This is a genomic window from Pseudomonas glycinis, from assembly GCF_054871425.1.
The window spans coordinates 85,068-106,733 of sequence record NZ_JBTYHF010000008.1 but is presented as its reverse complement, the minus strand read 5'-3'; the positions used below and the strand labels follow the sequence as shown (position 1 = coordinate 106,733).

The 21,666-nt window shown below is 59.1% G+C and carries 16 protein-coding genes, 1 tRNA gene and 1 pseudogene; 13 read left to right on the top strand and 5 right to left on the bottom strand.

The annotated features are described in order from the left end of the window. Nucleotides 1-62: 62 nt before the first annotated feature. The 9 genes and pseudogenes from ACYSTU_RS19535 (at nucleotide 63) to ACYSTU_RS19495 (ending at nucleotide 10,663) form a co-directional block, all read left to right on the top strand. Nucleotides 63-138 (top strand) — tRNA-His (locus ACYSTU_RS19535). Nucleotides 139-539: 401 nt separating this feature from the next. Next, a complete protein-coding gene (gene tig / locus ACYSTU_RS19530) occupies nucleotides 540-1,850 on the top strand; it encodes a trigger factor (RefSeq protein WP_016775337.1) in 1,311 nt (436 codons plus the stop codon). Between the two features lie 92 nt (nucleotides 1,851-1,942). Beyond that, the gene (gene clpP / locus ACYSTU_RS19525; RefSeq protein ID WP_016775336.1) at nucleotides 1,943-2,578 is read left to right on the top strand and encodes an ATP-dependent Clp endopeptidase proteolytic subunit ClpP; all 636 of its coding nucleotides are present in this window, start codon (nucleotides 1,943-1,945) and stop codon (nucleotides 2,576-2,578) included. 112 nt (nucleotides 2,579-2,690) lie between these two features. After that, nucleotides 2,691-3,974 (top strand): ATP-dependent Clp protease ATP-binding subunit ClpX, encoded by a 1,284-nt coding sequence (gene clpX / locus ACYSTU_RS19520; RefSeq protein WP_016775335.1) that lies wholly within the window; start codon nucleotides 2,691-2,693, stop codon nucleotides 3,972-3,974. A 163-nt stretch (nucleotides 3,975-4,137) separates the two neighbouring features. Continuing rightward, nucleotides 4,138-6,534 carry an endopeptidase La gene (gene lon, locus ACYSTU_RS19515; protein WP_016775334.1) on the top strand — a complete coding sequence of 799 codons (2,397 nt, stop codon included), beginning with the start codon at nucleotides 4,138-4,140 and terminating at the stop codon, nucleotides 6,532-6,534. Between the two features lie 149 nt (nucleotides 6,535-6,683). Further along, the gene (locus tag ACYSTU_RS19510; protein ID WP_016775333.1) at nucleotides 6,684-6,956 is read left to right on the top strand and encodes an HU family DNA-binding protein; all 273 of its coding nucleotides are present in this window, start codon (nucleotides 6,684-6,686) and stop codon (nucleotides 6,954-6,956) included. Nucleotides 6,957-7,183: 227 nt separating this feature from the next. Then, a complete protein-coding gene (locus ACYSTU_RS19505; protein WP_122703710.1) occupies nucleotides 7,184-9,055 on the top strand; it encodes a SurA N-terminal domain-containing protein in 1,872 nt (623 codons plus the stop codon). Between the two features lie 531 nt (nucleotides 9,056-9,586). Then, nucleotides 9,587-9,710: pseudogene (locus ACYSTU_RS19500) on the top strand (LysR family transcriptional regulator); the annotation flags it as partial. 92 nt (nucleotides 9,711-9,802) lie between these two features. Then, nucleotides 9,803-10,663 carry a DUF2242 domain-containing protein gene (locus ACYSTU_RS19495; RefSeq protein ID WP_264365501.1) on the top strand — a complete coding sequence of 287 codons (861 nt, stop codon included), beginning with the start codon at nucleotides 9,803-9,805 and terminating at the stop codon, nucleotides 10,661-10,663. Between the two features lie 387 nt (nucleotides 10,664-11,050). Here the strand turns inward: ACYSTU_RS19495 and ACYSTU_RS19490 are convergent, their stop codons facing one another. Next, nucleotides 11,051-12,091, bottom strand: a complete 1,041-nt coding sequence (locus ACYSTU_RS19490) for an AraC family transcriptional regulator (RefSeq protein ID WP_499001031.1) — start codon at nucleotides 12,089-12,091, stop codon at nucleotides 11,051-11,053. A 3-nt stretch (nucleotides 12,092-12,094) separates the two neighbouring features. Beyond that, the gene (locus ACYSTU_RS19485; protein WP_499001028.1) at nucleotides 12,095-13,225 is read right to left on the bottom strand and encodes a nitrilase-related carbon-nitrogen hydrolase; all 1,131 of its coding nucleotides are present in this window, start codon (nucleotides 13,223-13,225) and stop codon (nucleotides 12,095-12,097) included. Between the two features lie 207 nt (nucleotides 13,226-13,432). Between ACYSTU_RS19485 and ACYSTU_RS19480 the strand changes: the two genes are divergently transcribed. The 3 genes from ACYSTU_RS19480 (at nucleotide 13,433) to ACYSTU_RS19470 (ending at nucleotide 17,470) form a co-directional block, all read left to right on the top strand. Then, the gene (locus ACYSTU_RS19480) at nucleotides 13,433-15,472 is read left to right on the top strand and encodes an NADPH-dependent 2,4-dienoyl-CoA reductase (protein ID WP_024013455.1); all 2,040 of its coding nucleotides are present in this window, start codon (nucleotides 13,433-13,435) and stop codon (nucleotides 15,470-15,472) included. A gap of 125 nt (nucleotides 15,473-15,597) precedes the next feature. After that, entirely contained in the window at nucleotides 15,598-16,521 is a 924-nt protein-coding gene (locus ACYSTU_RS19475) for a 1-aminocyclopropane-1-carboxylate deaminase/D-cysteine desulfhydrase (RefSeq protein ID WP_499001025.1), read from the top strand. Nucleotides 16,522-16,900: 379 nt separating this feature from the next. Beyond that, nucleotides 16,901-17,470 carry a hypothetical protein gene (locus ACYSTU_RS19470; RefSeq protein WP_499001022.1) on the top strand — a complete coding sequence of 190 codons (570 nt, stop codon included), beginning with the start codon at nucleotides 16,901-16,903 and terminating at the stop codon, nucleotides 17,468-17,470. An 84-nt stretch (nucleotides 17,471-17,554) separates the two neighbouring features. On the opposite strand, the gene phnX is transcribed toward ACYSTU_RS19470, so the two are convergent. Together phnX and ACYSTU_RS19460 are read right to left on the bottom strand one after the other, a co-directional pair. Then, nucleotides 17,555-18,382 carry a phosphonoacetaldehyde hydrolase gene (gene phnX / locus ACYSTU_RS19465; RefSeq protein WP_016770551.1) on the bottom strand — a complete coding sequence of 276 codons (828 nt, stop codon included), beginning with the start codon at nucleotides 18,380-18,382 and terminating at the stop codon, nucleotides 17,555-17,557. Between the two features lie 141 nt (nucleotides 18,383-18,523). Continuing rightward, nucleotides 18,524-19,633: a 2-aminoethylphosphonate--pyruvate transaminase gene (locus tag ACYSTU_RS19460; protein WP_499001017.1), complete on the bottom strand. Its 1,110-nt coding sequence runs from the start codon at nucleotides 19,631-19,633 to the stop codon at nucleotides 18,524-18,526. A gap of 113 nt (nucleotides 19,634-19,746) precedes the next feature. Here ACYSTU_RS19460 and ACYSTU_RS19455 point away from each other — a divergent pair, with 113 nt between their 5' ends. Next, the gene (locus tag ACYSTU_RS19455) at nucleotides 19,747-20,613 is read left to right on the top strand and encodes a LysR substrate-binding domain-containing protein (protein ID WP_499001014.1); all 867 of its coding nucleotides are present in this window, start codon (nucleotides 19,747-19,749) and stop codon (nucleotides 20,611-20,613) included. A 125-nt stretch (nucleotides 20,614-20,738) separates the two neighbouring features. Here ACYSTU_RS19455 and ACYSTU_RS19450 read toward each other — a convergent pair whose 3' ends face one another. Beyond that, nucleotides 20,739-21,611, bottom strand: a complete 873-nt coding sequence (locus tag ACYSTU_RS19450) for a LysR family transcriptional regulator (protein ID WP_122698449.1) — start codon at nucleotides 21,609-21,611, stop codon at nucleotides 20,739-20,741. Nucleotides 21,612-21,666 lie beyond the last annotated feature (55 nt).

Sequence of the window (21,666 nt, the reverse complement as noted above, 5' to 3'; positions counted from 1 at the left end):
GTGCCTCCGGCCTGATGAAGTTTCAACAAAGAAGTTGTTTGGCTTTTTTGTTACGCAATATGGTGGGCGTAGCTCAGTTGGTAGAGCACGGGATTGTGACTCCCGTTGTCGTGGGTTCGATCCCCATCGTCCACCCCATATTTCGAAAGGCGCCAGATTTAACAGTCTGGCGCCTTTTTTGTTTTAGCGGTTTCGAAATCCGGCCATGGCCGATTTCGAAGCGCAGGGCAGGGCACTTCATCGCTTTTAAAGGATCGGATGACGCTGAACTGCTCGTCGTTCCGGTTTTACCGGAACGCCTGTCGGGGCGGATTTGATAGTTGCTTCTATATATAGAAGCGTTGCTGCAGAGCCCTGACGTGATCGCTTGTATTCGCCAGTGGAGTGCACGGCATTCGTGCGGCGCTCCCTATAAATTGCCTGCTGTTTTTTTACCCGTTTCCAGTAGGGTGACTTCTTGAGTTTGACCCACTAGAATGCATGCCCTTGATTCTGGGGTCGGAAACGGCCGGCTAACGTCTGTGCAACGAGGAATATCCATGCAAGTTTCTGTTGAAAATACTACTGCTCTCGAGCGCCGCATGAGCGTCACCGTGCCGGCAGAGCGCATCGAGACTCAGGTCAACAAGCGTCTGCAGCAGACTGCCCAAAAGGCCAAAATTGCTGGCTTCCGTCCAGGCAAAGTGCCAATGAGCGAAATCAAGCGCCGTTTCGGTGCTGATGCGCGTCAGGAAGCGGTAGGCGACGTCATCCAGTCTTCCTTCTACGAAGCTGTGGTCGAGCAGAAGCTCAACCCTGCCGGTTCGCCTTCGATCGAGCCAAAGTCGCTCGAAGCGGGCAAGGATCTGGAATACGTTGCTGTATTCGAAGTCTTCCCTGAGTTCACCGTTGCTGGCTTCGAAGGCATCACCGTTGAGCGTCTGAGCGCTGAAGTGGCTGACGCTGACCTGGACAAGATGCTCGACATCCTGCGCAAGCAGAACACCCGTTTCGAAGTGGCCGACCGTGCTGCCCAGAACGAAGATCAGCTGAACATCGATTTCGTTGGCAAGGTTGACGGCGAAGTGTTCGCTGGCGGCTCCGCCAAGGGCACTCAGCTGGTACTGGGTTCCGGCCGCATGATCCCGGGCTTCGAAGAAGGCCTGGTTGGCGCTAAGGCTGGCGAAGAGCGCGTTCTGAACCTGACCTTCCCTGAGGACTATCAGAACCTGGACCTGGCTGGCAAAACCGCCGAGTTCACCGTGACCGTCAACACTGTGTCCGAGCCTAAGCTGCCTGAGCTGAACGAAGAGTTCTTCGCTCAATTCGGCATCAAGGAAAGCGGCATCGACGGTTTCCGCACCGAAGTTCGCAAGAACATGGAGCGTGAACTGCGTCAGGCGATCAAATCCAAGGTCAAGAATCAGGTAATGGACGGTCTGCTGGCCACCAACCCTATCGAAGTGCCAAAGGCTCTGCTGTCCAACGAAGTTGACCGTCTGCGCGTGCAGGCTGTTCAGCAGTTCGGCGGCAACATCAAGCCAGACCAACTGCCGGCCGAGCTGTTCGAAGAGCAAGCCAAGCGCCGCGTCGTGCTGGGCCTGATCGTTGCTGAAGTGGTCAAGCAGTTCGACCTCAAGCCTGACGAAGCTCGCGTTCGCGAAATGATTCAGGAAATGGCTTCCGCTTACCAGGAGCCAGAGCAGGTCGTGTCGTGGTACTACAAAAACGAGCAGCAACTGAACGAAGTGCGTTCGGTTGTGCTGGAAGAACAAGTTGTGGATACTGTTCTGCAGAAAGCTAGTGTGACCGACAAATCGGTCTCCTACGAAGAAGCAGTCAAGCCGGTAGAAGCTCCAGCAGCCGACTGATTGATTTTGCGTTAGAAGTGCACACCATAAGCCAGCTCTCGAGCTGGCTTATGCGTATTCAAGACATAACTATTTGGGAGCGACTGCAGAGCATGTTCCGTAATTCTTATATTCAGCAGAACTCTGATATCCAGGCCGCCGGCGGCCTGGTCCCGATGGTTGTCGAGCAGTCCGCTCGTGGCGAACGCGCCTACGACATCTACTCGCGCCTGCTCAAGGAGCGAGTGATCTTTCTGGTGGGCCCGGTAGAGGACTACATGGCCAACCTGATCTGTGCGCAACTGCTGTTCCTTGAAGCGGAAAACCCGGACAAGGACATCCATCTGTACATCAACTCGCCGGGCGGTTCGGTGACTGCCGGCATGTCGATCTACGACACCATGCAGTTCATCAAGCCGAACGTATCGACCACCTGCATCGGTCAGGCCTGCAGCATGGGCGCATTCCTGCTCACCGCAGGTGCACCGGGCAAGCGTTTCTGCCTGCCGAACTCGCGCGTGATGATTCACCAGCCACTGGGCGGTTTCCAGGGCCAGGCGTCGGACATCGAAATCCACGCCAAGGAAATCCTCTTCATCCGCGAGCGTCTGAACATGCTGATGGCCAAGCACAGCGGCCGTACTCTGGAAGAAATCGAGCGCGATACCAATCGCGACAACTTCATGAGTGCCGAAGCTGCGAAGGAATACGGCCTGATCGACGAAGTGATCAACCAGCGTCCAGCTTAATATAAGCAGCGCAAAACAGGCCTGATCGGCATGTCCGATCAGCGGCGGGCTTGAAAAAGCCCGCAATAGCCTTCATCTTGTGTTGCAAGCCTATCGGATTTGGATCGAACGAATGACTGACACCCGCAACGGCGAGGACAACGGCAAGCTGCTCTATTGCTCCTTCTGTGGCAAAAGCCAGCATGAAGTGCGCAAATTGATTGCCGGCCCCTCGGTCTTTATCTGCGACGAGTGCGTCGACCTGTGCAATGACATCATCCGCGAGGAGGTGCAGGAAGCACAGGCCGAAAGCAGCGCGCATAAATTGCCTTCGCCTAAAGAAATCAGCGGCATCCTTGACCAGTACGTCATTGGTCAGGAGCGTGCGAAAAAGGTTTTGGCCGTAGCGGTGTACAACCACTACAAGCGCCTGAACCAGCGTGACAAAAAGGCTGACGACGTCGAACTCGGCAAGAGCAACATCCTGCTGATCGGCCCGACAGGCTCCGGTAAAACCCTGCTGGCCGAAACACTGGCCCGCTTGCTGAACGTTCCGTTCACCATCGCTGACGCAACCACCCTCACCGAGGCAGGTTATGTGGGTGAAGATGTCGAGAACATCATTCAGAAGCTGCTGCAGAAGTGCGATTACGACGTAGAGAAAGCCCAGATGGGCATTGTCTACATCGACGAAATCGACAAGATTTCCCGCAAGTCCGACAACCCGTCGATCACCCGTGATGTTTCCGGTGAAGGCGTGCAGCAGGCCTTGCTCAAGTTGATCGAAGGCACGGTCGCTTCGGTACCGCCGCAAGGTGGCCGCAAGCATCCGCAGCAGGAATTCCTGCAGGTCGACACCCGTAACATCCTGTTCATCTGTGGTGGTGCGTTCTCCGGCCTGGAAAAGGTCATCCAGAACCGTTCCACCAAAGGCGGCATCGGCTTCAACGCCGAAGTGCGCAGCAAGGAAGAGGGCAAGAAGGTTGGTGAATCCCTGCGTGAAGTCGAGCCTGACGATCTGGTCAAGTTCGGTCTGATCCCGGAATTCGTCGGTCGTCTGCCGGTCCTGGCGACACTGGACGAGCTCGACGAGGCTGCGCTGATGCAAATCCTCACCGAGCCGAAAAATGCTCTGACCAAACAGTATGCCAAGCTGTTCGAGATGGAAGGCGTGGATCTGGAATTCCGTTCCGATGCGTTGAAATCGGTCGCCAAGCGCGCTCTGGAACGTAAAACCGGTGCTCGTGGCCTGCGTTCGATTCTCGAAGGTGTGCTGCTCGACACGATGTATGAGATCCCCTCGCAGTCAGAGGTGAGCAAAGTCGTGATCGATGAAAGCGTGATCGAAGGCAAGTCCAAGCCACTGTATATCTACGAAAACAGTGAGCCGACGGCCAAGGCAGCGCCGGACGCGTAAGCGTTCACAGCGCCGCAACAAAGAAGGGGCCTTCGGGCCTCTTTTTTTTTAAGTCGTTTTTTACCTCCGCTTTGCGCTTGTTTTTTTTCGAGGCAGCCCCCATCTTGGTTTCAAGCTTAATTCCATCTGATTACGGCCATACGGCCGCCGTAGAGGCGAAATCATGAAGACAACCATCGAATTGCCTCTCCTGCCATTGCGTGATGTCGTGGTTTATCCGCACATGGTTATCCCGCTGTTCGTGGGGCGCGAGAAATCCATCGAAGCCCTCGAGGCAGCGATGACGGGTGACAAGCAGATTCTGCTGCTGGCCCAGCGAAACCCGGCTGACGATGATCCCGGTGAAGACGCTCTCTATCGCGTAGGTACGATTGCCACGGTTCTGCAGCTGCTGAAGCTGCCTGACGGCACCGTCAAGGTTCTGGTCGAAGGCGAGCAGCGTGGTACTGTCGAGCGCTTCAGCGAAGTCGATGGCCACTGCCGCGCCGAAGTGTCTCTGATCGAAGAAGTCGACGCCGCCGAGCGCGAGTCGGAAGTCTTCGTGCGCACACTGCTGTCGCAGTTCGAACAATACGTTCAGCTGGGCAAGAAGGTTCCGGCTGAAGTCCTGTCGTCGCTCAACAGCATCGATGAGCCCGGTCGTCTGGTCGACACCATGGCCGCGCACATGGCGCTGAAAATCGAGCAGAAGCAGGAAATCCTCGAGATCATCGATCTGTCGGCCCGTGTCGAGCACGTGCTGGCGCTGCTGGATGCTGAAATCGATCTGTTGCAGGTTGAAAAACGCATCCGCGGTCGCGTCAAGAAGCAGATGGAGCGCAGTCAGCGCGAGTACTACCTGAATGAGCAGATGAAGGCCATTCAGAAAGAACTCGGTGACGGCGATGAAGGCCACAACGAAATCGAAGAGCTGAAAAAGCGCATCGATGCTGCCGGCCTGCCGAAAGACGCGCTGGCCAAGGCGACTGCCGAGCTGAACAAGCTCAAGCAGATGTCGCCGATGTCGGCTGAAGCCACCGTGGTGCGTTCCTACATCGACTGGCTGGTGCAGGTGCCGTGGAAGGCGCAGAGTAAGGTACGCCTCGACCTGGCCCGTGCAGAAGACATTCTCGACGCCGATCACTACGGCCTCGAAGAGGTCAAGGAGCGCATCCTTGAATACCTCGCCGTGCAGAAGCGCGTGAAGAAAATCCGTGGCCCGGTGTTGTGCCTGGTCGGTCCTCCAGGCGTGGGTAAAACCTCGCTGGCGGAATCGATTGCCCACGCCACCAACCGTAAATTCGTACGTATGGCCTTGGGCGGCGTGCGTGACGAAGCGGAAATTCGTGGTCACCGCCGGACCTACATCGGTTCGATGCCGGGAAGATTGATTCAAAAGATGACAAAAGTGGGCGTACGCAACCCGCTGTTCCTGCTCGATGAAATCGACAAGATGGGCAGCGACATGCGTGGCGACCCGGCGTCGGCCTTGCTGGAGGTGCTCGATCCCGAGCAGAACCACAACTTCAACGATCACTATCTGGAAGTCGATTACGACCTCTCGGATGTGATGTTCCTGTGCACCTCGAACTCGATGAACATCCCGCCAGCGCTGCTGGACCGGATGGAAGTCATCCGTCTGCCGGGTTACACCGAAGACGAGAAGATCAACATCGCCGTGAAATACCTCTCGCCGAAACAGATCGCCGCCAATGGTCTGAAGAAGGGCGAGCTGGAGTTCGACGAGGAAGCGATCCGCGACATCATCCGTTATTACACCCGTGAGGCGGGCGTGCGGGGCCTCGAGCGGCAGATCGCCAAGGTCTGCCGCAAGGCAGTCAAAGAGCATGCGCTGGAAAAACGCTTTTCGGTAAAAGTGACAGCTGATCTGCTCGAGCATTTCCTCGGCGTGCGCAAGTTCCGCTACGGCCTGGCTGAGCAGCAGGATCAGGTGGGGCAGGTGACTGGTCTGGCGTGGACTCAGGTTGGCGGCGAATTGCTGACCATCGAAGCCGCAGTGATTCCGGGTAAAGGGCAGCTGATCAAGACCGGTTCGCTCGGTGATGTGATGGTCGAATCGATCACTGCCGCACAGACCGTTGTGCGCAGCCGCGCCAAGAGCCTGGGCATCCCGCTGGACTTCCACGAGAAGCGCGACACCCACATTCACATGCCGGAAGGTGCTACGCCGAAAGACGGCCCTAGCGCTGGCGTGGGCATGTGCACCGCGTTGGTCTCGGCATTGACCGGCATTCCGGTGCGCGCCGATGTCGCCATGACCGGTGAAATCACTTTGCGTGGTCAGGTGTTGGCAATTGGCGGTTTGAAAGAAAAACTGCTGGCGGCACATCGCGGCGGAATCAAGATTGTGATTATTCCGGAAGAAAACGTCCGCGATCTGAAGGAGATTCCTGACAATATCAAGCAGGATCTGCAGATCAAACCGGTTAAATGGATTGACGAGGTCCTGCAAATTGCGCTGCAATACGCGCCGGAGCCCTTGCCGGATGTGGCTCCGGAGATAGTTGCCAAGGACGAAAAACGCGAGTCTGATGCCAAGGAAAGAATTAGCACGCATTAATACGTTTTAGCCTGGGGGGCTTTCCTTGACAGCATTTTAGAGCCCTTGTTATAAAGCGGCTCTTAAGTGTCTGTAGGCCATTCAGCACTCGTTTTTGCTTTCACCAAAAAACTTAGAAACATCTCAAAATAGATATAAGGGGACTTAGAGTGAACAAGTCGGAACTGATTGATGCTATCGCTGCATCCGCTGATATCCCGAAAGCTGCTGCTGGCCGTGCGCTGGACGCTGTAATCGAATCCGTCACTGGCGCTCTGAAGGCTGGCGACTCCGTTGTTCTGGTTGGTTTCGGTACTTTCTCCGTGACTGACCGTCCGGCTCGTACCGGTCGCAACCCGCAAACCGGCAAGTCTCTGGAAATCCCGGCTGCCAAGAAGCCAGGTTTCAAAGCCGGTAAAGCGCTGAAAGAAGCTGTTAACTGAGTTTCCAGGTTTTTACCCATCCGGGTCGGGGTCAAGCCTGACTTGGCAGCGGAGCGGTAGAGCAGGTGGCTGAAAGAGCCACCTGTAACGCCGGGATCGAGGGTTCGAGCCCTGTCCGCTCCGCCAGTTACGAGAAGGCGCATCCTCGGATGCGCCTTTCTTCTATCCGGATTCTACCCACGCTCCACGGTTGCCTAAATTGAAGTTCAACCGTTTCTGGGGGACGCATGCTGCAGAATATCAGGGACAATTCACAAGGCTGGATTGCCAAGACCATTATCGGGGTCATCGTTGCACTGATGGCCCTGACCGGTTTCGATGCCATTTTCCAGGCCACGACTCACAAGAACGAGGCGGCCAAGGTCAACGGTGACGAAATCAGCCAGAACGAGCTGAGCCAGGCCGTTGATATGCAACGCCGTCAGCTGATGCAACAGCTGGGCAAGGACTTCGATGCTTCCTTGCTCGACGAAAAGATGCTGCGCGAATCGGCGCTCAAAGGCCTGATCGACCGCAAGTTGCTGCTGCAAGGCGCCGAACAGGCGAAGTTCTCATTCTCCGAAGCCGCGCTGGATCAAGTGATCCTGCAGACGCCTGAATTCCAGGTCGACGGCAAGTTCAGCTCGGAGCGTTTCGACCAGGTGATCCGTCAACTGGGCTACAGCCGCATGCAGTTCCGCCAGATGCTGGCTCAGGAAATGCTCATCGGCCAATTGCGCGCAGGCGTTGCCGGCAGCGGTTTCGTCACCGACGCCGAAGTGCTGGCATTCGCCCGTCTGGAAAAACAGACCCGTGATTTCGCCACTCTGAACGTCAAGGCCAACCCGGCTGCGGTCAAGCTGACCGATGACGAGGTCAAGGCTTACTACGACGAGCACGCCAAGGAATTCATGACGCCGGACCAGGTGATCATCGATTACGTCGAGCTGAAGAAGTCGTCGTTCTTCGATCAGGTTGCGGTCAAGGATGAAGATCTTGAGGCGGCGTATCAGAAAGAGATCGCCAACCTGGCGGAACAGCGTCGTGCCGCGCACATCCTTATCGAAGTGAACGACAAGACCACCGAAGCGCAGGCCAAGGCGAAGATCGACGAAGTCCAGGCGCGTCTGGCCAAGGGTGAGAAGTTCGAAGCGCTGGCCAAAGAGTTCTCGCAGGACCCGGGTTCCGCCAACAATGGTGGTGATCTCGGTTACGCCGGTCCTGGCGTTTACGATCCGGCCTTCGAAAAGGCTCTGTACTCGCTGTCGAAAGACCAGGTGTCCGAGCCGATTCGTACCGACTTCGGTTATCACCTGATCAAGCTGTTGGGCGTGGAAGCGCCTGAAGTGCCGACCCTGGCCAGCCTGAAAGACAAGCTGACCCGCGAGCTGAAAGCCGCGCAGGTCGAGCAGCGTTTTGTTGAGGCGACCAAGCAACTGGAAGACTCGGCGTTCGAAGCCTCTGACCTGGCACAGCCAGCAGCGGATCTGAAACTGACCGTGCACACTTCCAAGCCGTTCGGCCGTGAAGGTGGCGAAGGTGTTGCCGCCAACCGTGCCGTGGTCACTGCCGCGTTCAGCCCGGAAGTGATTGATGAAGGTGCCAACAGCACCGCCATCGAGCTGGACCCGGAAACCGTGATCGTGCTGCGTTCCAAGGAGCACCTGAAGCCTGCGCAACTGCCGCTGGAAAGTGTGAGCGCGGCGATCCGCACTCAGCTGACCAAGGAGCACGCCAGTGCCGAGGCCAAGACCCGTGCCGAGAAGCTGATCGCTGATCTGCGCGATGGCAAGGCGCCGCTGGACAAGGCCATTGACGGTCAGAACTGGAAGATCACCGAAGCGGCCACCCGTGGTCAGGAAGGGGTTGATCCGGCTGTGCTGCAGGCACTGTTCCGTATGCCGAAGCCGGCTGCCAAGGACAAGCCGACGTTCTCCAGCGTTACGTTGCCGGATGGCAGCCTGATGGTTGTGCGACTCAACGGTGTTAACGAAGCTGCCGCGCCTACTGATGAAGAGAAGGCGCAATATCGTCGCTTCCTGGCTTCCCGTGAAGGGCAGCAGGACTTTGCGGCGTATCGCAAGCAGTTGGAAGCTGAGGCGGAGATCGAGCGGTTCTGATCTTTTGACTGACGTTTGAAGGAGCCCCGGCCTGGTTGGTCGGGGCTTTTTTGTTTTTGGTGGCTTGGCGGCCTTTGGGCCGGCCATGCTCTGGGTGGTTTGGGTGAATATCCGTTTCTTCGGGTGCTGCAGCTGGCGGTTTCGCCCTTACGGCGAGGCACTTTTTCCAGACGCCGAAAAAGTACCCAAAAAGGCTTGCTCCTACGTTCGGCCCTCGCAGGCTCGGGTTCCTTCGCTGCGGGATCGATCCGGGAGCAGCGGCTCCGGTTTGCTTCGCTGCACCTCCTTCCGCTGTGTCTGGCTGCGCCAGACGGTCGCTACGCTCCCACACCCGGATCAATCCCTCCGCTCAGCCTTCCGACGTCGCCGATGGATCAAAAGCAAGATCAGAAGCACTCGAGCTTGCGCTCATTGTTGAGTGGGGCGGCTTTGCCGCGGGCAGCTGCGCTGCTTTGCTTTTCTGTGGGAGCGAGCCTGCTCGCGAAGGCGGCCTGACAGCCGACCTGATCTTGAATTTTTACCTTTCTTTTGCATTTAGAACACGCCGGTCGGTTCTGGGGTGTTATGGCCGTCGAGCCGACAAGCCACGGCGAAATTGCGCGCGTTGATCGATCATTTGTCCACGCGGCTTTTTCCTGATGGCCATGACCGGTAAAGTTGTAACCGATTCTTGACACTATTCCATGCGCCATGGGGCGGCGATCTGTTGCACAATACGCCCCGGACTGTTTTCCCTCAGGATGTTCAATGTTGATTTTCACTCCCATGCGTGTTGTCGGGCTGGCGCTTTTGTTGACTGCGGTGGCCGGTTGTTCGAAGGACAAGCCGATCTATGAGCATGAGAACTTCGATGACTCCGGCACCTTTTCGCGCAATTATCCGGTAACCGACACCGCCAGTTGCGAAGCGGCCCGGCGCGCGTTGCTCAGTCAGGGCTACATCATTACCAGCAGTGATCCGAAGCTGGTCAGCGGTCACAAGAGCTTCCAGCAGACCGGCGAGACCCATCTCGAGATCAGCTTCAACGTGGTCTGCGCCGAAGATGGCAGCGCCGGCCATCATGCGACGGTGTTCGCCAACGCCTTGCAGGATCGTTATGCGTTGAAGAAGACCAACAACTCGGCCAGCCTCGGGGTTGGTGTGTTGGGCTCGGTGTCGATGCCGATCGGCTCCTCGGATGATTCGATGGTCAAGGTCGCCAGTGAGACGGTCACGGCGCAGAAGTTCTACGAGCGCTTCTTCACGCTGGTGGAGCAGTTCCTGCCCGCCGATGCGAAGAAAGCGGCGCATATCGAAGAAAAACCGAAAACCGACCTCGGTGTGCCTGAGCCGAAGGTGACGCCTGCTCCGGCTGCTGCGCCACTGATGCCGACACCGGCAGCAGAACCGGCCCCTGCGCCGGCTGCGGAACCAGCACCGGCCCCGATTGAAGCCGCGCCAGTGAGTTCCGAGCCGGTGGTGCCGCCAGCGGAGTCGACGCCGATTTCGCCTGCGCCAGCGCCCGTGGAAGAGCCAGCGCCGACCAGCGAAACCATCACGCCACCGACCAACCCGGATATTCCTCCACCGTCCGAGCCGATTCCGGCGATGCCTGCGTCGGGCCAATAAGAAACCAAGCGAGACCCTGTGGGAGCGAGCCTGCTCGCGAAGCGGTGTATCAGTCGACAGATGATCAGACTGAGACACCGCCTTCGCGAGCAGGCTCGCTCCCACAGTGGTTTTCGGGTTGGCTTAAGATCTGGTTACATACCTGCGACATCATCGCCGCGATAAATCCCCAGCCACCTGCTACGTTTTATTCATGAAGGCTGCGTTTCACTTTTCCTTCACACGGGCACTTTATGCTCGGGGCACAGGTCGATTGATCAGGCCATTTTCATAGCGGGTAGTTGGGGGATTTATACGATGGATGAGTATCAGGAAGAACTGCTCGAATACCAAGCCTTTGAACTGGATCAACCAGAACCGGCTGACGACGCGACGGAGCTCTGAGCTTCAGGCTCCCGAGCGGTAATTTCGTCGGGATTCGCCGGGCGTCTGCCCGCTCCAGCGTTTGAATGCACGCTGGAAGGCTTCAGCTGAGGCAAAGCCTAGCAGGTAGGCGATCTCGCCGAACGCCAGTTCGGTGTCGCGGATGTAGGTCATCGCCAAATCGCGGCGTGTGTCATTGAGGATCGCGCGAAATTGCGTGCCTTCCTCTGCTAGTTTGCGCCGCAGGGTCCAGGTCGGCAATTTCAGGCGTGCCGCGACTTCCTCGAGATCCGGCTCGCGGCCGCCGTTGAGCAGCGGGCCGAGCAACTGAGTGATGCGCTCGCGCAGGCTGCGGGTGCGGGTCAGTTGTTCCAGCTCCCGCTCGCACAATTGCAGCAGATGTCGCCAGGTGCTCGGGCAATGTTCAGGGTTGCGCAGGGCAAGGCTGTTCAGGCTCAGGCGCAGCTGATTGCGTTCGGCGCTGAACTGGATCGGGCAGTCGCCAAGCATTGTGTAGGCGTCGCGGTAATCCGGCGCTTCGAATTCGATTTCGATTCTCTCGGAGCGCAACGTTTCGCCGCACAGGCTCGACAACTGATGCAGCCAGCCGGCGAGGATCGAGTCGACCACGAAGCGGTTATAGGCGTTGTAAGGGCTGATCGAGTAGAAGCGCAGCCACGCACCGTTGGCATCTTCGTGAAAACTGGACTGCCCGCGATAGTTGGAACCGTACAGCGGCTCGAAGCGCGTCAGGCAGCGGGCCGCTTCACGGACGGTGGGCGCTTGCGCCGCAGTGATGCCGGCCAGACCGGCCTGATTCAAGCGGATCATTCGGCCCATGCGCAGGCCCAGGGCCGGATCGCCGGTCAGTTGAATCGCCGCGTGGCCCAGGCGCATGTAACGCGGGATCGACAAGCGTGCCCCGGCCTCGGCCAGTCGCGCGGCATCGAGGCCGTATTGCTCGAGCAGAGGCAGCGGATCGGCGTCGTGGCTGCGCACGGCGTCGGCCAGACTGTGGACGAAGCCCACCGACAGATCCCCGAGGCGCATCGGCTGCGGCCTCATGGTTTATAGCCAGACGTTCAGCAAGCGCGCACCACGGGCCTCGCCATCGGCGAACTGCTGGCCGTTGCTGCTGAGGAAGCTTGTGCCGGTACTCGGCTTGTCCCAGAACTGCCCGCGCATGAATACACTGACGCCGGCAATCGCGCGGCTGCTCGGTGGTTGTGCGGTGAGGGTCAATCGGTGCCAGGCCTGACCTTCACTGAGGTCGCCGGGCTTGAGGCTGACCGAGCCCGGCGTGCTCGAACCTTTGTAGCCACGCCATGGCTTGTCCCAGGCGCCTTGGCCAATAACCTGCGCCGGCACGGCCACCAGTTGCGCGCCTTGTTCATCGAGGGTGCGGTAGTTACCGGGGTACCAGCTATCACTGCCGATCAGGATGCCCAAGCGTCCGGCCGGTGTGTCGACGACCTGGATGGCGTGTTTGTCTTCGGCCTGAATCACACCTTGCTGATCGAAGATCGGATGCATCTGCCGTTGCGGCTGGCCCAACGGTACGCCGTCGCGACCAAACACCACGCTGCTGTTGAACAGGGCGCCGCTGCCGGGCTTGAGCTGGCCGTCGCGGATGCTGGGCTCCGGTAGCACGATGGAGCCGGCCACCAGGGTGACCTGGAACTCCTTGGCCAGACCGCCGAACAGCGCCTGGTAATCCTTGGCCATGGCCTTCGCTTTCATCCGCAGATAAGCATCGTTCAGCCGTTGCTCGCCCTTGGCCCGCAGCCAGGCACGGGCAAACAGCAGTGGATTGCTCGCCGCCAGCCAGTTCATTGCCTCCGCCAGCGTTGGCGCCTGATACAACTCGTCTTTCTCGCCGCTGATCATCAGCCAGGTGCCGACGTGCTCGGGCAATACCACCACGGTTTTTTCGTTGAGCAAGCCCTGATCGCGGGCCTGCTGCAGGTACGCCGCAAGCTTGCGGTGCAGGCGTGCGGAACTTTGGTAATCGGTGGGGAACAGTTCGGGCTGAATGCCGAGCAGATTGCCTCGGTCGGCGGGCGTGCCCTGATTGACGGCGAGCTTGATGCGCAGGTCCGACAGGTAATGTCCCGCCGGCCGATCTGCCGCCCACATGGCGTAGGTGGTCAGGGCGGCAATGAGGGCCATGGAGAAAAACAGATACAGAAGTTTGCGCATGAAAACCAACAACAGCCGGGTACAGAGTGTGGCGCCTAGGGTAGGGCCCATGGCCCTGATTGCCAAGGGGCGCTGCGCATTTGGATCAATAACTTGTCAGTTACGGTCATTGAGTGACAGCGGTGCGACTCTTAGTCTGTCGAACATGACTGACGGGGGACGCAGAGCTCCCGCAACTTTCCGTGATCGCTCGTTGTGGAGTTACCGATGACCGCCGCTCATTACCCGCATTTGCTGGCCCCGCTGGACCTGGGATTCACCACGCTGCGCAACCGTACCCTGATGGGCTCGATGCACACCGGCCTGGAAGAAAAGCCGGGTGGCTTCGAGCGCATGGCGGCGTACTTCGCCGAACGTGCCCGTGGCGGTGTCGGCCTGATGGTCACCGGCGGCATCGGCCCGAATGACGAGGGCGGCGTGTATTCCGGCGCGGCCAAGCTCACTACCGAGGAAGAGGCGCTCAAGCACCGCATCGTCACTCGCGCGGTGCACGAGGCGGGCGGCAAGATCTGCATGCAGATTCTCCACGCCGGCCGCTATGCCTACAGCCCGAAACAGGTAGCACCGAGCGCGATTCAAGCGCCGATCAACCCGTTCAAGCCCAAAGAGCTGGACGAAGAGGGCATCGAAAAGCAGATCAGCGATTTCGTCACCTGCTCGGTATTGGCGCAAACCGCCGAATACGACGGCGTCGAAATCATGGGCTCGGAAGGTTACTTCATTAACCAGTTCCTCGCCGCGCACACCAACCACCGCACCGACCGCTGGGGTGGCAGCTACGAAAACCGCATGCGCCTGCCGGTAGAAATTGTCCGTCGTGTGCGCGAAGCGGTTGGGCCGAATTTCATCATCATCTTCCGCCTGTCGATGCTCGATCTGGTCGAAGGTGGCAGCACCTGGGATGAAATCGTCATGCTGGCCAAAGCCATCGAACAGGCGGGCGCGACGATCATCAACACCGGTATCGGCTGGCACGAAGCGCGGATTCCGACCATCGCCACCAAGGTTCCGCGTGCAGCGTTCAGCAAGGTTACGGCCAAGTTGCGCGGCTCGGTGAGCATCCCACTGATCACGACCAACCGCATCAATACCCCGGAAATTGCCGAGCAGATTCTTGCTGAAGGCGATGCCGACATGGTCTCCATGGCCCGACCATTCCTCGCCGATCCGGACTTCGTCAACAAGGCCGCCGAGGGCCGTGCCGACGAAATCAACACCTGCATCGGCTGCAACCAGGCGTGCCTCGACCACACCTTTGGCGGCAAGCTCACCAGTTGCCTGGTCAACCCGCGTGCCTGCCACGAGACCGAACTCAATTACCTGCCGGTGCAGCAGATCAAGAAAATCGCCGTGGTCGGTGCCGGCCCTGCCGGTTTGTCCGCCGCCACCGTGGCCGCCGAGCGCGGTCATCAGGTGACGCTGTTCGATTCGGCCAGCGAGATCGGCGGGCAGTTCAACATTGCCAAGCGCGTACCGGGCAAGGAAGAGTTTTTCGAAACTCTGCGCTACTTCAACCGCAAGCTGCAAACCACCAATGTCGAGGTGTGCCTGAACACCCGCGTCGACGTGGCCAAGTTGGTTGACGGCGGTTACGACGAGATTATCCTTGCCACCGGTATCGCCCCGCGCGTGCCGGCGATTCCGGGCGTCGAGAATGCCAAGGTCCTGAGTTATCTGGATGTGATCCTCGAGCGCAAGCCGGTCGGCAAGCGTGTCGCGGTGATCGGTGCGGGCGGGATCGGTTTCGATGTCTCGGAATTTCTCGTTCATCAAGGCGTGGCCACCAGTCTGGATCGCGCGGCGTTCTGGAAAGAGTGGGGCATCGACACGCAACTGGAGGCCCGTGGTGGTGTGGCGGGCATCAAAGCGGCGCCGCATGCGCCGGCCCGTGAGGTGTTCCTGTTGCAGCGCAAGAAAACCAAGGTCGGCGACGGTCTGGGTAAAACCACCGGCTGGATTCACCGCACCGGTCTGAAGAACAAGCAGGTGCAGATGCTCAACAGCGTCGAATACCTGAGCATCGATGACCAAGGCTTGCACATTCGCATCGGCGAATCCGGCGAGCCGCAACTGCTGGCGGTGGACAACATCGTGATCTGTGCGGGGCAGGATCCGTTGCGTGAGTTGCACGATGGTCTGGTTGAAGCCGGGCAGAACGTGCACTTGATCGGCGGCGCGGATGTCGCGGCGGAGCTGGATGCCAAGCGCGCGATCAATCAGGGTTCGCGGCTGGCGGCTGAGTTGTAAACACATTCTGTAGGAGCTGCCGAAGGCTGCGATCTGTTGATCCTGATTTCAAAAGCAAGATCAAAAGATCGCAGCCTGCGGCGGCTCCTACTAGTATGTGGTCTTTTCCAGATTGTGCAGTGCCCATGCTTTTGCCTCCCCCCGACTGGCTAGCCCAAGCCCCGCTCGAACCGCTCCGTCTAGGCTGGCTGGCAGACGCCGGCATCGAGGTCGCGATCCTGCGCCTGGACCGCATCGACCCGCTGATCAGCGGCAACAAGTGGTTCAAACTCGTTGAACATCTCAAAGCCGCCGAGCGTGCCGGCGCCGAGGGCATCATCAGCCTTGGCGGTGCGCATTCCAATCACCTGCACGCGCTGGCGGCGGCGGGCAAGCGGCTGGGATTCAAAACCGTGGGGCTGCTGCGCGGGCACCCGCAGGACACGCCGACAGTGCGGGATTTGCAAACGTTCGGCATGCAGTTGCATTGGCTCGGTTACGCCGGCTACCGCGCGCGGCACGAAGCGGGATTCTGGGTGCCATGGCAAGCGCAATTTCCGACGCTGCATGCGGTGCCCGAGGGCGGTGGTGGACTGGCCGGCGCCTTGGGTTGCGCAGCGATCAGGCAGCAGGCCGAAGAGCAATTGGCCAAGCTGGGCTGGAATGATTTCGACGCCTGGTGGCTGGCCTGTGGCACCGGCACGACACTGGCCGGACTGGCGCTCGCCGAGCAAGGCAAGCGCGTGGTGTACGGTGCTCTGGCAGTGCCGGATGATCACGGCGTAGCGCCGAACATCGAGTCGATCCTCGCGCACGCCACCGAGCCTGCGGCGGACTATCAACTGATCGATGCCAGCCGTGGTGGTTTCGCCAAAGTTGACCAGGCGTTGCTGACCTTCATCGATCAGACCGAGCAAACCAGCGGCATCCCTTTGGAACCGCTGTACACCGGCAAGGCCTTGCTGGCGCTCAAGCAGCATGTCGAGTCAGGCGAATTCGCGGTCGGCACGCGTCTGGTCTTTGCCCACACGGGTGGCCTGCAGGGACGGCGCGCATTTGCAGCGATGTAGCCGATGGTCGCGATCAATACATGCCAACCTTCGGCGTGATGATATTTGCAATCAATCGAAGTGCAAGTTTTACGGTTTATGACTTATATTTATTGAAAGTTATTGTTGTACGTTGGTCTGCGCAGCGTAACTCTATGTTGTTTATATCTTGTGGTTTCTTTTGGTTTGAATAGTTTGTTGTGCGTGATTATTGTCGGCTCGGCTCTTTAGTTTGTTATTAAAGATCAGAACTATATTTATCAATTTGAGTGTGAATATGAAAAGTCCTATCTCGAAGCCTCGCCCTACTACCACGACGTCAAAGCCGGTAACACCAACAAAGCCAGTTGCGCCAACCAAGCCAGTTGCGCCAACCAAGCCAGTAATTCCAACCAAACCAGTGGCGCCGACCAAGCCGGTAGCGCCGACCAAGCCGGTAGCGCCAACCAAGCCAGTGGCGCCGACCAAGCCAGTGGCGCCAACCAAGCCAGTGGCGCCAACCAAGCCAGTAGCGCCGACCAAGCCAGTGGCGCCAACCAAGCCAGTAGCGCCGACCAAGCCGGTAGCGCCGACCAAGCCGGTAGCGCCAACCAAACCAGTGGCGCCGGTTGACACCAAGCGTCCGCCAATGCCATGGCCGACCCTTAACATCAACATCGATCCTGTGGCCTGGATAACGCTGATTCAAACAATTGGTGCGAAAGTCAATGTCGATGGCTCCACCACACTGCCTGACGGCAGCGTAGTCGCTGTAGATAAAACTTCGATCAAGCGTCCCGACGGTATCATTCAATATGAAGACGGCCGGGTAGAGTATCCGGACGGGCGAATCGTCTGGCCGGATAATACCGTTGAATATCCGGATGGCCGTATTGTCTGGGAAGATGGAACTGAACAATTGCCGGACGGAAGTGTTAAACATCCCGATGGTCTTGCGTACGATGCGCAAGGTAACCTTATTTCCGAATAAGTAATAATCAAGCGATGTCTTTACTCAAGACAGTGCAAAAAAAACACCGCTGATTGCAATCAGCGGTGTTTAAGTTTTCCAGCCTCAAGCGTTTTGCGGCATCTCCCCGTTGGCCAGACGCTTGTTGATGTCGGCGATCACTTCCGGCAAATCGCTGATAGTGTCGATCATGTAATGCGGCCGCGAATCTGCGAACAGCGCGTGGATGCGCTTGCGCTCACTGGCGAGTTCATCGCTGCCCAACGCGCGGAAACCTTCATAGTCCAGACCCAACGCGTTGCCCGAGCAAATCAGCGCAACCGTCCACATGCCGGCCCGGCGACCTTCGAGAATGCCCGGCACGGTGTCGTCGATCTTCACGCACGCTGCAACATCGTCGATGCCCAGAGCGATCACGTTGGCCAACGCCTGCGCCGGCCATGGACGACCGTTGGGCACTTCGTCGGTCGCGACCACGTGGTCGGCGACGTAGCCGTTGCTGGCGGCGAGTTCGACGACTTTGTCCATGACTGCTTTCGGGTAGCCGGAGCAGGAACCGATCTTGATGCCTTGCGCGCGCAGTTGGGCGATGGCGTCCAGCGCGCCGGGAATCAGGGCCGAGTGCTCGGCGATTTTCTCGATCTGCAGCGGCATGAAGCGGTTGTAGATAGCGGTAACATCATCGTCGGTCGGCGTGCGACCGAATACCTTGCGATAACGCTCGGCCACTTGCGGCTGATCACAGAGGGTGCGGATGTGGTCCCACTTGCCCATGCCCATCGGCCCACGGGCTTCTTCGATCGATACCTGGACATCGAATTCGGCGAAGGCTTCGACGAAGATCTGCGTCGGCGCGAACGAGCCGAAATCGACCACGGTACCGGCCCAGTCGAGGATCGCGGCTTGCAGCTTGCTTGGATTGGTGTAGTTCATGGCGTGAATTCCTGATTTGAATATGAGATCAAAATGTGGGAGCGAGCCTGCTCGCGAAAGCGGTCTGACATCAGCCTATGTGTCGCCTGGGACGACGCTTTCGCGAGCAGGCTCGCTCCCACAGGGGATTTGAGGTGAGGCTCAGATGCCGAGCACTTCCATTTCGCGCAGCACTTCACCCACTGCTGCTACGGCCTGGCGCATTTCGTCCGGGGTGACGTGGCCGATGCAGCCGACGCGGAATGTTTCGACCTGGGTCAGTTTGCCGGGGTAGAGGATGTAACCCTTGGCCTTGACCCGCTCATAGAAGTCCTTGAACTGGTAGCGCGGATCCTGCGGCGCATGGAAAGTCGCGATGATCGGCGCCTGAATTGCCGCCGGCAGGAAGCTGCGCAAGCCGAGCTTGTTCATCTCTTCCATCAGCGCCTGACAGTTGGCCGCATAACGCGCATGCCGCGCTGGCAGGCCGCCTTCTTCGCTGTATTGCAGCAGTGCTTCGTGCAGCGCCGCGACCACATGGGTGGGCGGGGTGAAGCGCCATTGCCCGGTTTTCATCATGTAGACGTGCTGGTCGTACAGGTCCATCGCCAGCGAGTGCGAGTTACCGGCAGATGCGGCCAGAGATTCCTTGCGGGCGAAGACAAAACCCATCCCCGGTACGCCTTCCAGGCATTTGCCGGAAGCGGCAATGAGCGCGTCGAATGGCACTTTTTGCGCATCCACCGGCAACGCGCCAAAGGAGCTCATGGCGTCGATGATCAGACGTTTGCCATGTTGCGCAACGACCTCGGCGATCTCGGCCAGCGGATTGAGAATGCCGGTGCTGGTTTCGCAGTGGATCAGCGCCACGTGGGTGATGTCAGCGTCGGCGCGCAGCAAGCGGTCGACGTCAGCGGCGGTGGTCGGTTCGTCTTCGGCGGTTTCGAAGGTGCTGAACGAGCGGCCGAGCACTTCGCAGATTTTCGCCAGGCGCTTGCCGTACGCGCCGTTGATCAGCACGAGGATTTTGCCGTCGCGCGGCACCAGTGTGCCGATCGCCGCTTCGACGGCAAACGTGCCGCTGCCCTGTAACGGTACGCAATGGTGGCTGGCGGCGCCGTTGAGGATGGCCAGCAATTGCTCGCACAGGCTGGCGGTCAGCTGGTTGAAGCGGTCATCCCACGAACCCCAATCGACCATCATGGCCTGACGGGTGCGGGCCGAAGTGGTCAAGGGGCCGGGAGTGAGCAGAATCGGTGCGGCGGTACTCATTCGTTTGTCCTCGCGAAAACGCTGTGGGATGAAGCTACGGGGCCTACGTTGCAATTCGCCGTTGCATCAATCAAATTGTTTGTTGTTATGCCAGCCATCAGTGAGGGTTATCCATGAATCTGTTTCAGCTGCGCGCCTTCGATGCCGTGGCCCGCGAAGGCAGCTTCACCCGCGCGGCTGCGCGGTTGTTCATCAGCCAGCCAGCGGTCACCGGACACGTCAAGGCACTGGAAGAGCATTACCAGATCACTTTGCTGCGGCGTACCGCGCGACGGGTGGAACTGACCGAGGAGGGCACCAAACTGGCAGCGATCACCCGCGCCATGTTCGGCCTGGCGGAAGAAGCGCAGACGCTGCTCGAGGCCAATCGGCAGTTACTGACCGGGCGTTTGGAGGTGGCGGCGGATGGGCCGCACATGGTCATGCCGATGCTGGCAAGCCTGCGCGCACGCTATCCGGGCATTACCGTGAACCTGCGTCTGGGCAATGCGCAGGAAACCCTGGCGGCGCTGTTGTCGGAACACGCCGATGTCGCGGTGCTGACCGAGGTCGAGCCGCGCAAGGGCCTGCATCTGCAAGCGCTGAGCGAATCGCGGATCTGCGCGCTGGTGCCGGCGGGGCATCGCTGGGCGAATCGCTCAGGCGAAGTAAAACTCAAGGAGCTGGACCAAGTGATCATGGTCCTGCGCGAGCCGACTTCGATTACCCGGCGCACGTTTGACCAGGCGTGTATGCAGGCGTCGATTCAGCCGCGGGTGTTGCTGGAGCTGGACAGTCGTGAGGCGGTGACCGAAGCGGTCGCGGCCGAGTTGGGGGTCGGTGTGGTGTCATCGGTGGAGGTCAGTCATGACCCGCGCGTGGTGGCGGTCCCGATTGCCGGGGAAGGGCTGGTGAACCGGCACATGATTGGCTGCATGGAGCGCCGGCGTGAGTTGCGCTTGATTCAGGCGTTTTTTGATCTGGCGCTAGCCGCACCGTGATCGTTCCCACGCTCTGCGTGGGAACGCAGCCCGGGACGCTCTGCGTCCCATCCAATAGCCGAACGCGGAGCGTCCGTTGAGGCATTCCCACGCAGAGCGTGGGACCGATCAGGACAGGGAGTGAGTCAGGTCAGGCTCTCGCGAACCATATCGAGAAACGTCGCCACCACCCGCCGCGAACTCTGTTCGCGCAAGCACACCAGGGTTTCGGTCAGGCGCCTCGTGCAGTCGGTGATCGGCAACGCGCAGACCCGTGAGTCGGCGCCGAACTCCGCCGCTGAAACCACACCAACCCCGATCCCCACCACCACGGCTTCGCGCGCCGCTTCCCGACCTTCAACCTGAATCGCCGGGCGGATGCGCAAACCTGCGCGGGCCATTTCCTCTTCCAGGGTCTGCCGTGTCACCGAACCGGTCTCACGCAGCACCAGTGGCGTGTCATCCAGATCGGCCAGACAGATCGATTCGCGCTCTGCCCACGGATGATTGCGCGAAACGAACGCCACCATCGGATCGTTGCGCAACGGCACACACAGCAAGCGTTGATCGGTTACATCGCGGCCGAGCAGCGCCAGATCGGCCTGATAGTTGAACAGGCGAAACAGCGATTCATCGGTATTGCCGGTTTCGATTTTCACGCTGATGCCCGGGTAGCGCTCGCAGAACCGCGCGATTTGCGGCAACACGTGGATCGGCGCGTCCACCGCGAGAATCAGGCTGCCGGTCTGCAGGGCCTGGGATTCCTGCAGCAATTCCTGCGCTTCGGCTTCGATCACGAACAGGCGCTGGGTGATCGCCAGCAGGCGCTCGCCAAGGTCGGTCAGGCGTACGGAACGTTTATTGCGGTGAAACAGCAGCACGCCGAAGCGTTCTTCGAGTTTGCGTACCTGGTCGGAAATCGCCGGTTGCGTCAGATAAAGCCGCTCGGCGGCGCGGGTGAAGCTGCCATGGACGGCCACCGCGTGGAACGCTTTGAGTTGGGCATGAGAGACGGACATGGTGGCTCCAGTAACAAGCTCAGCTTATGTGTGAAATACGATAAATCGATTTTAT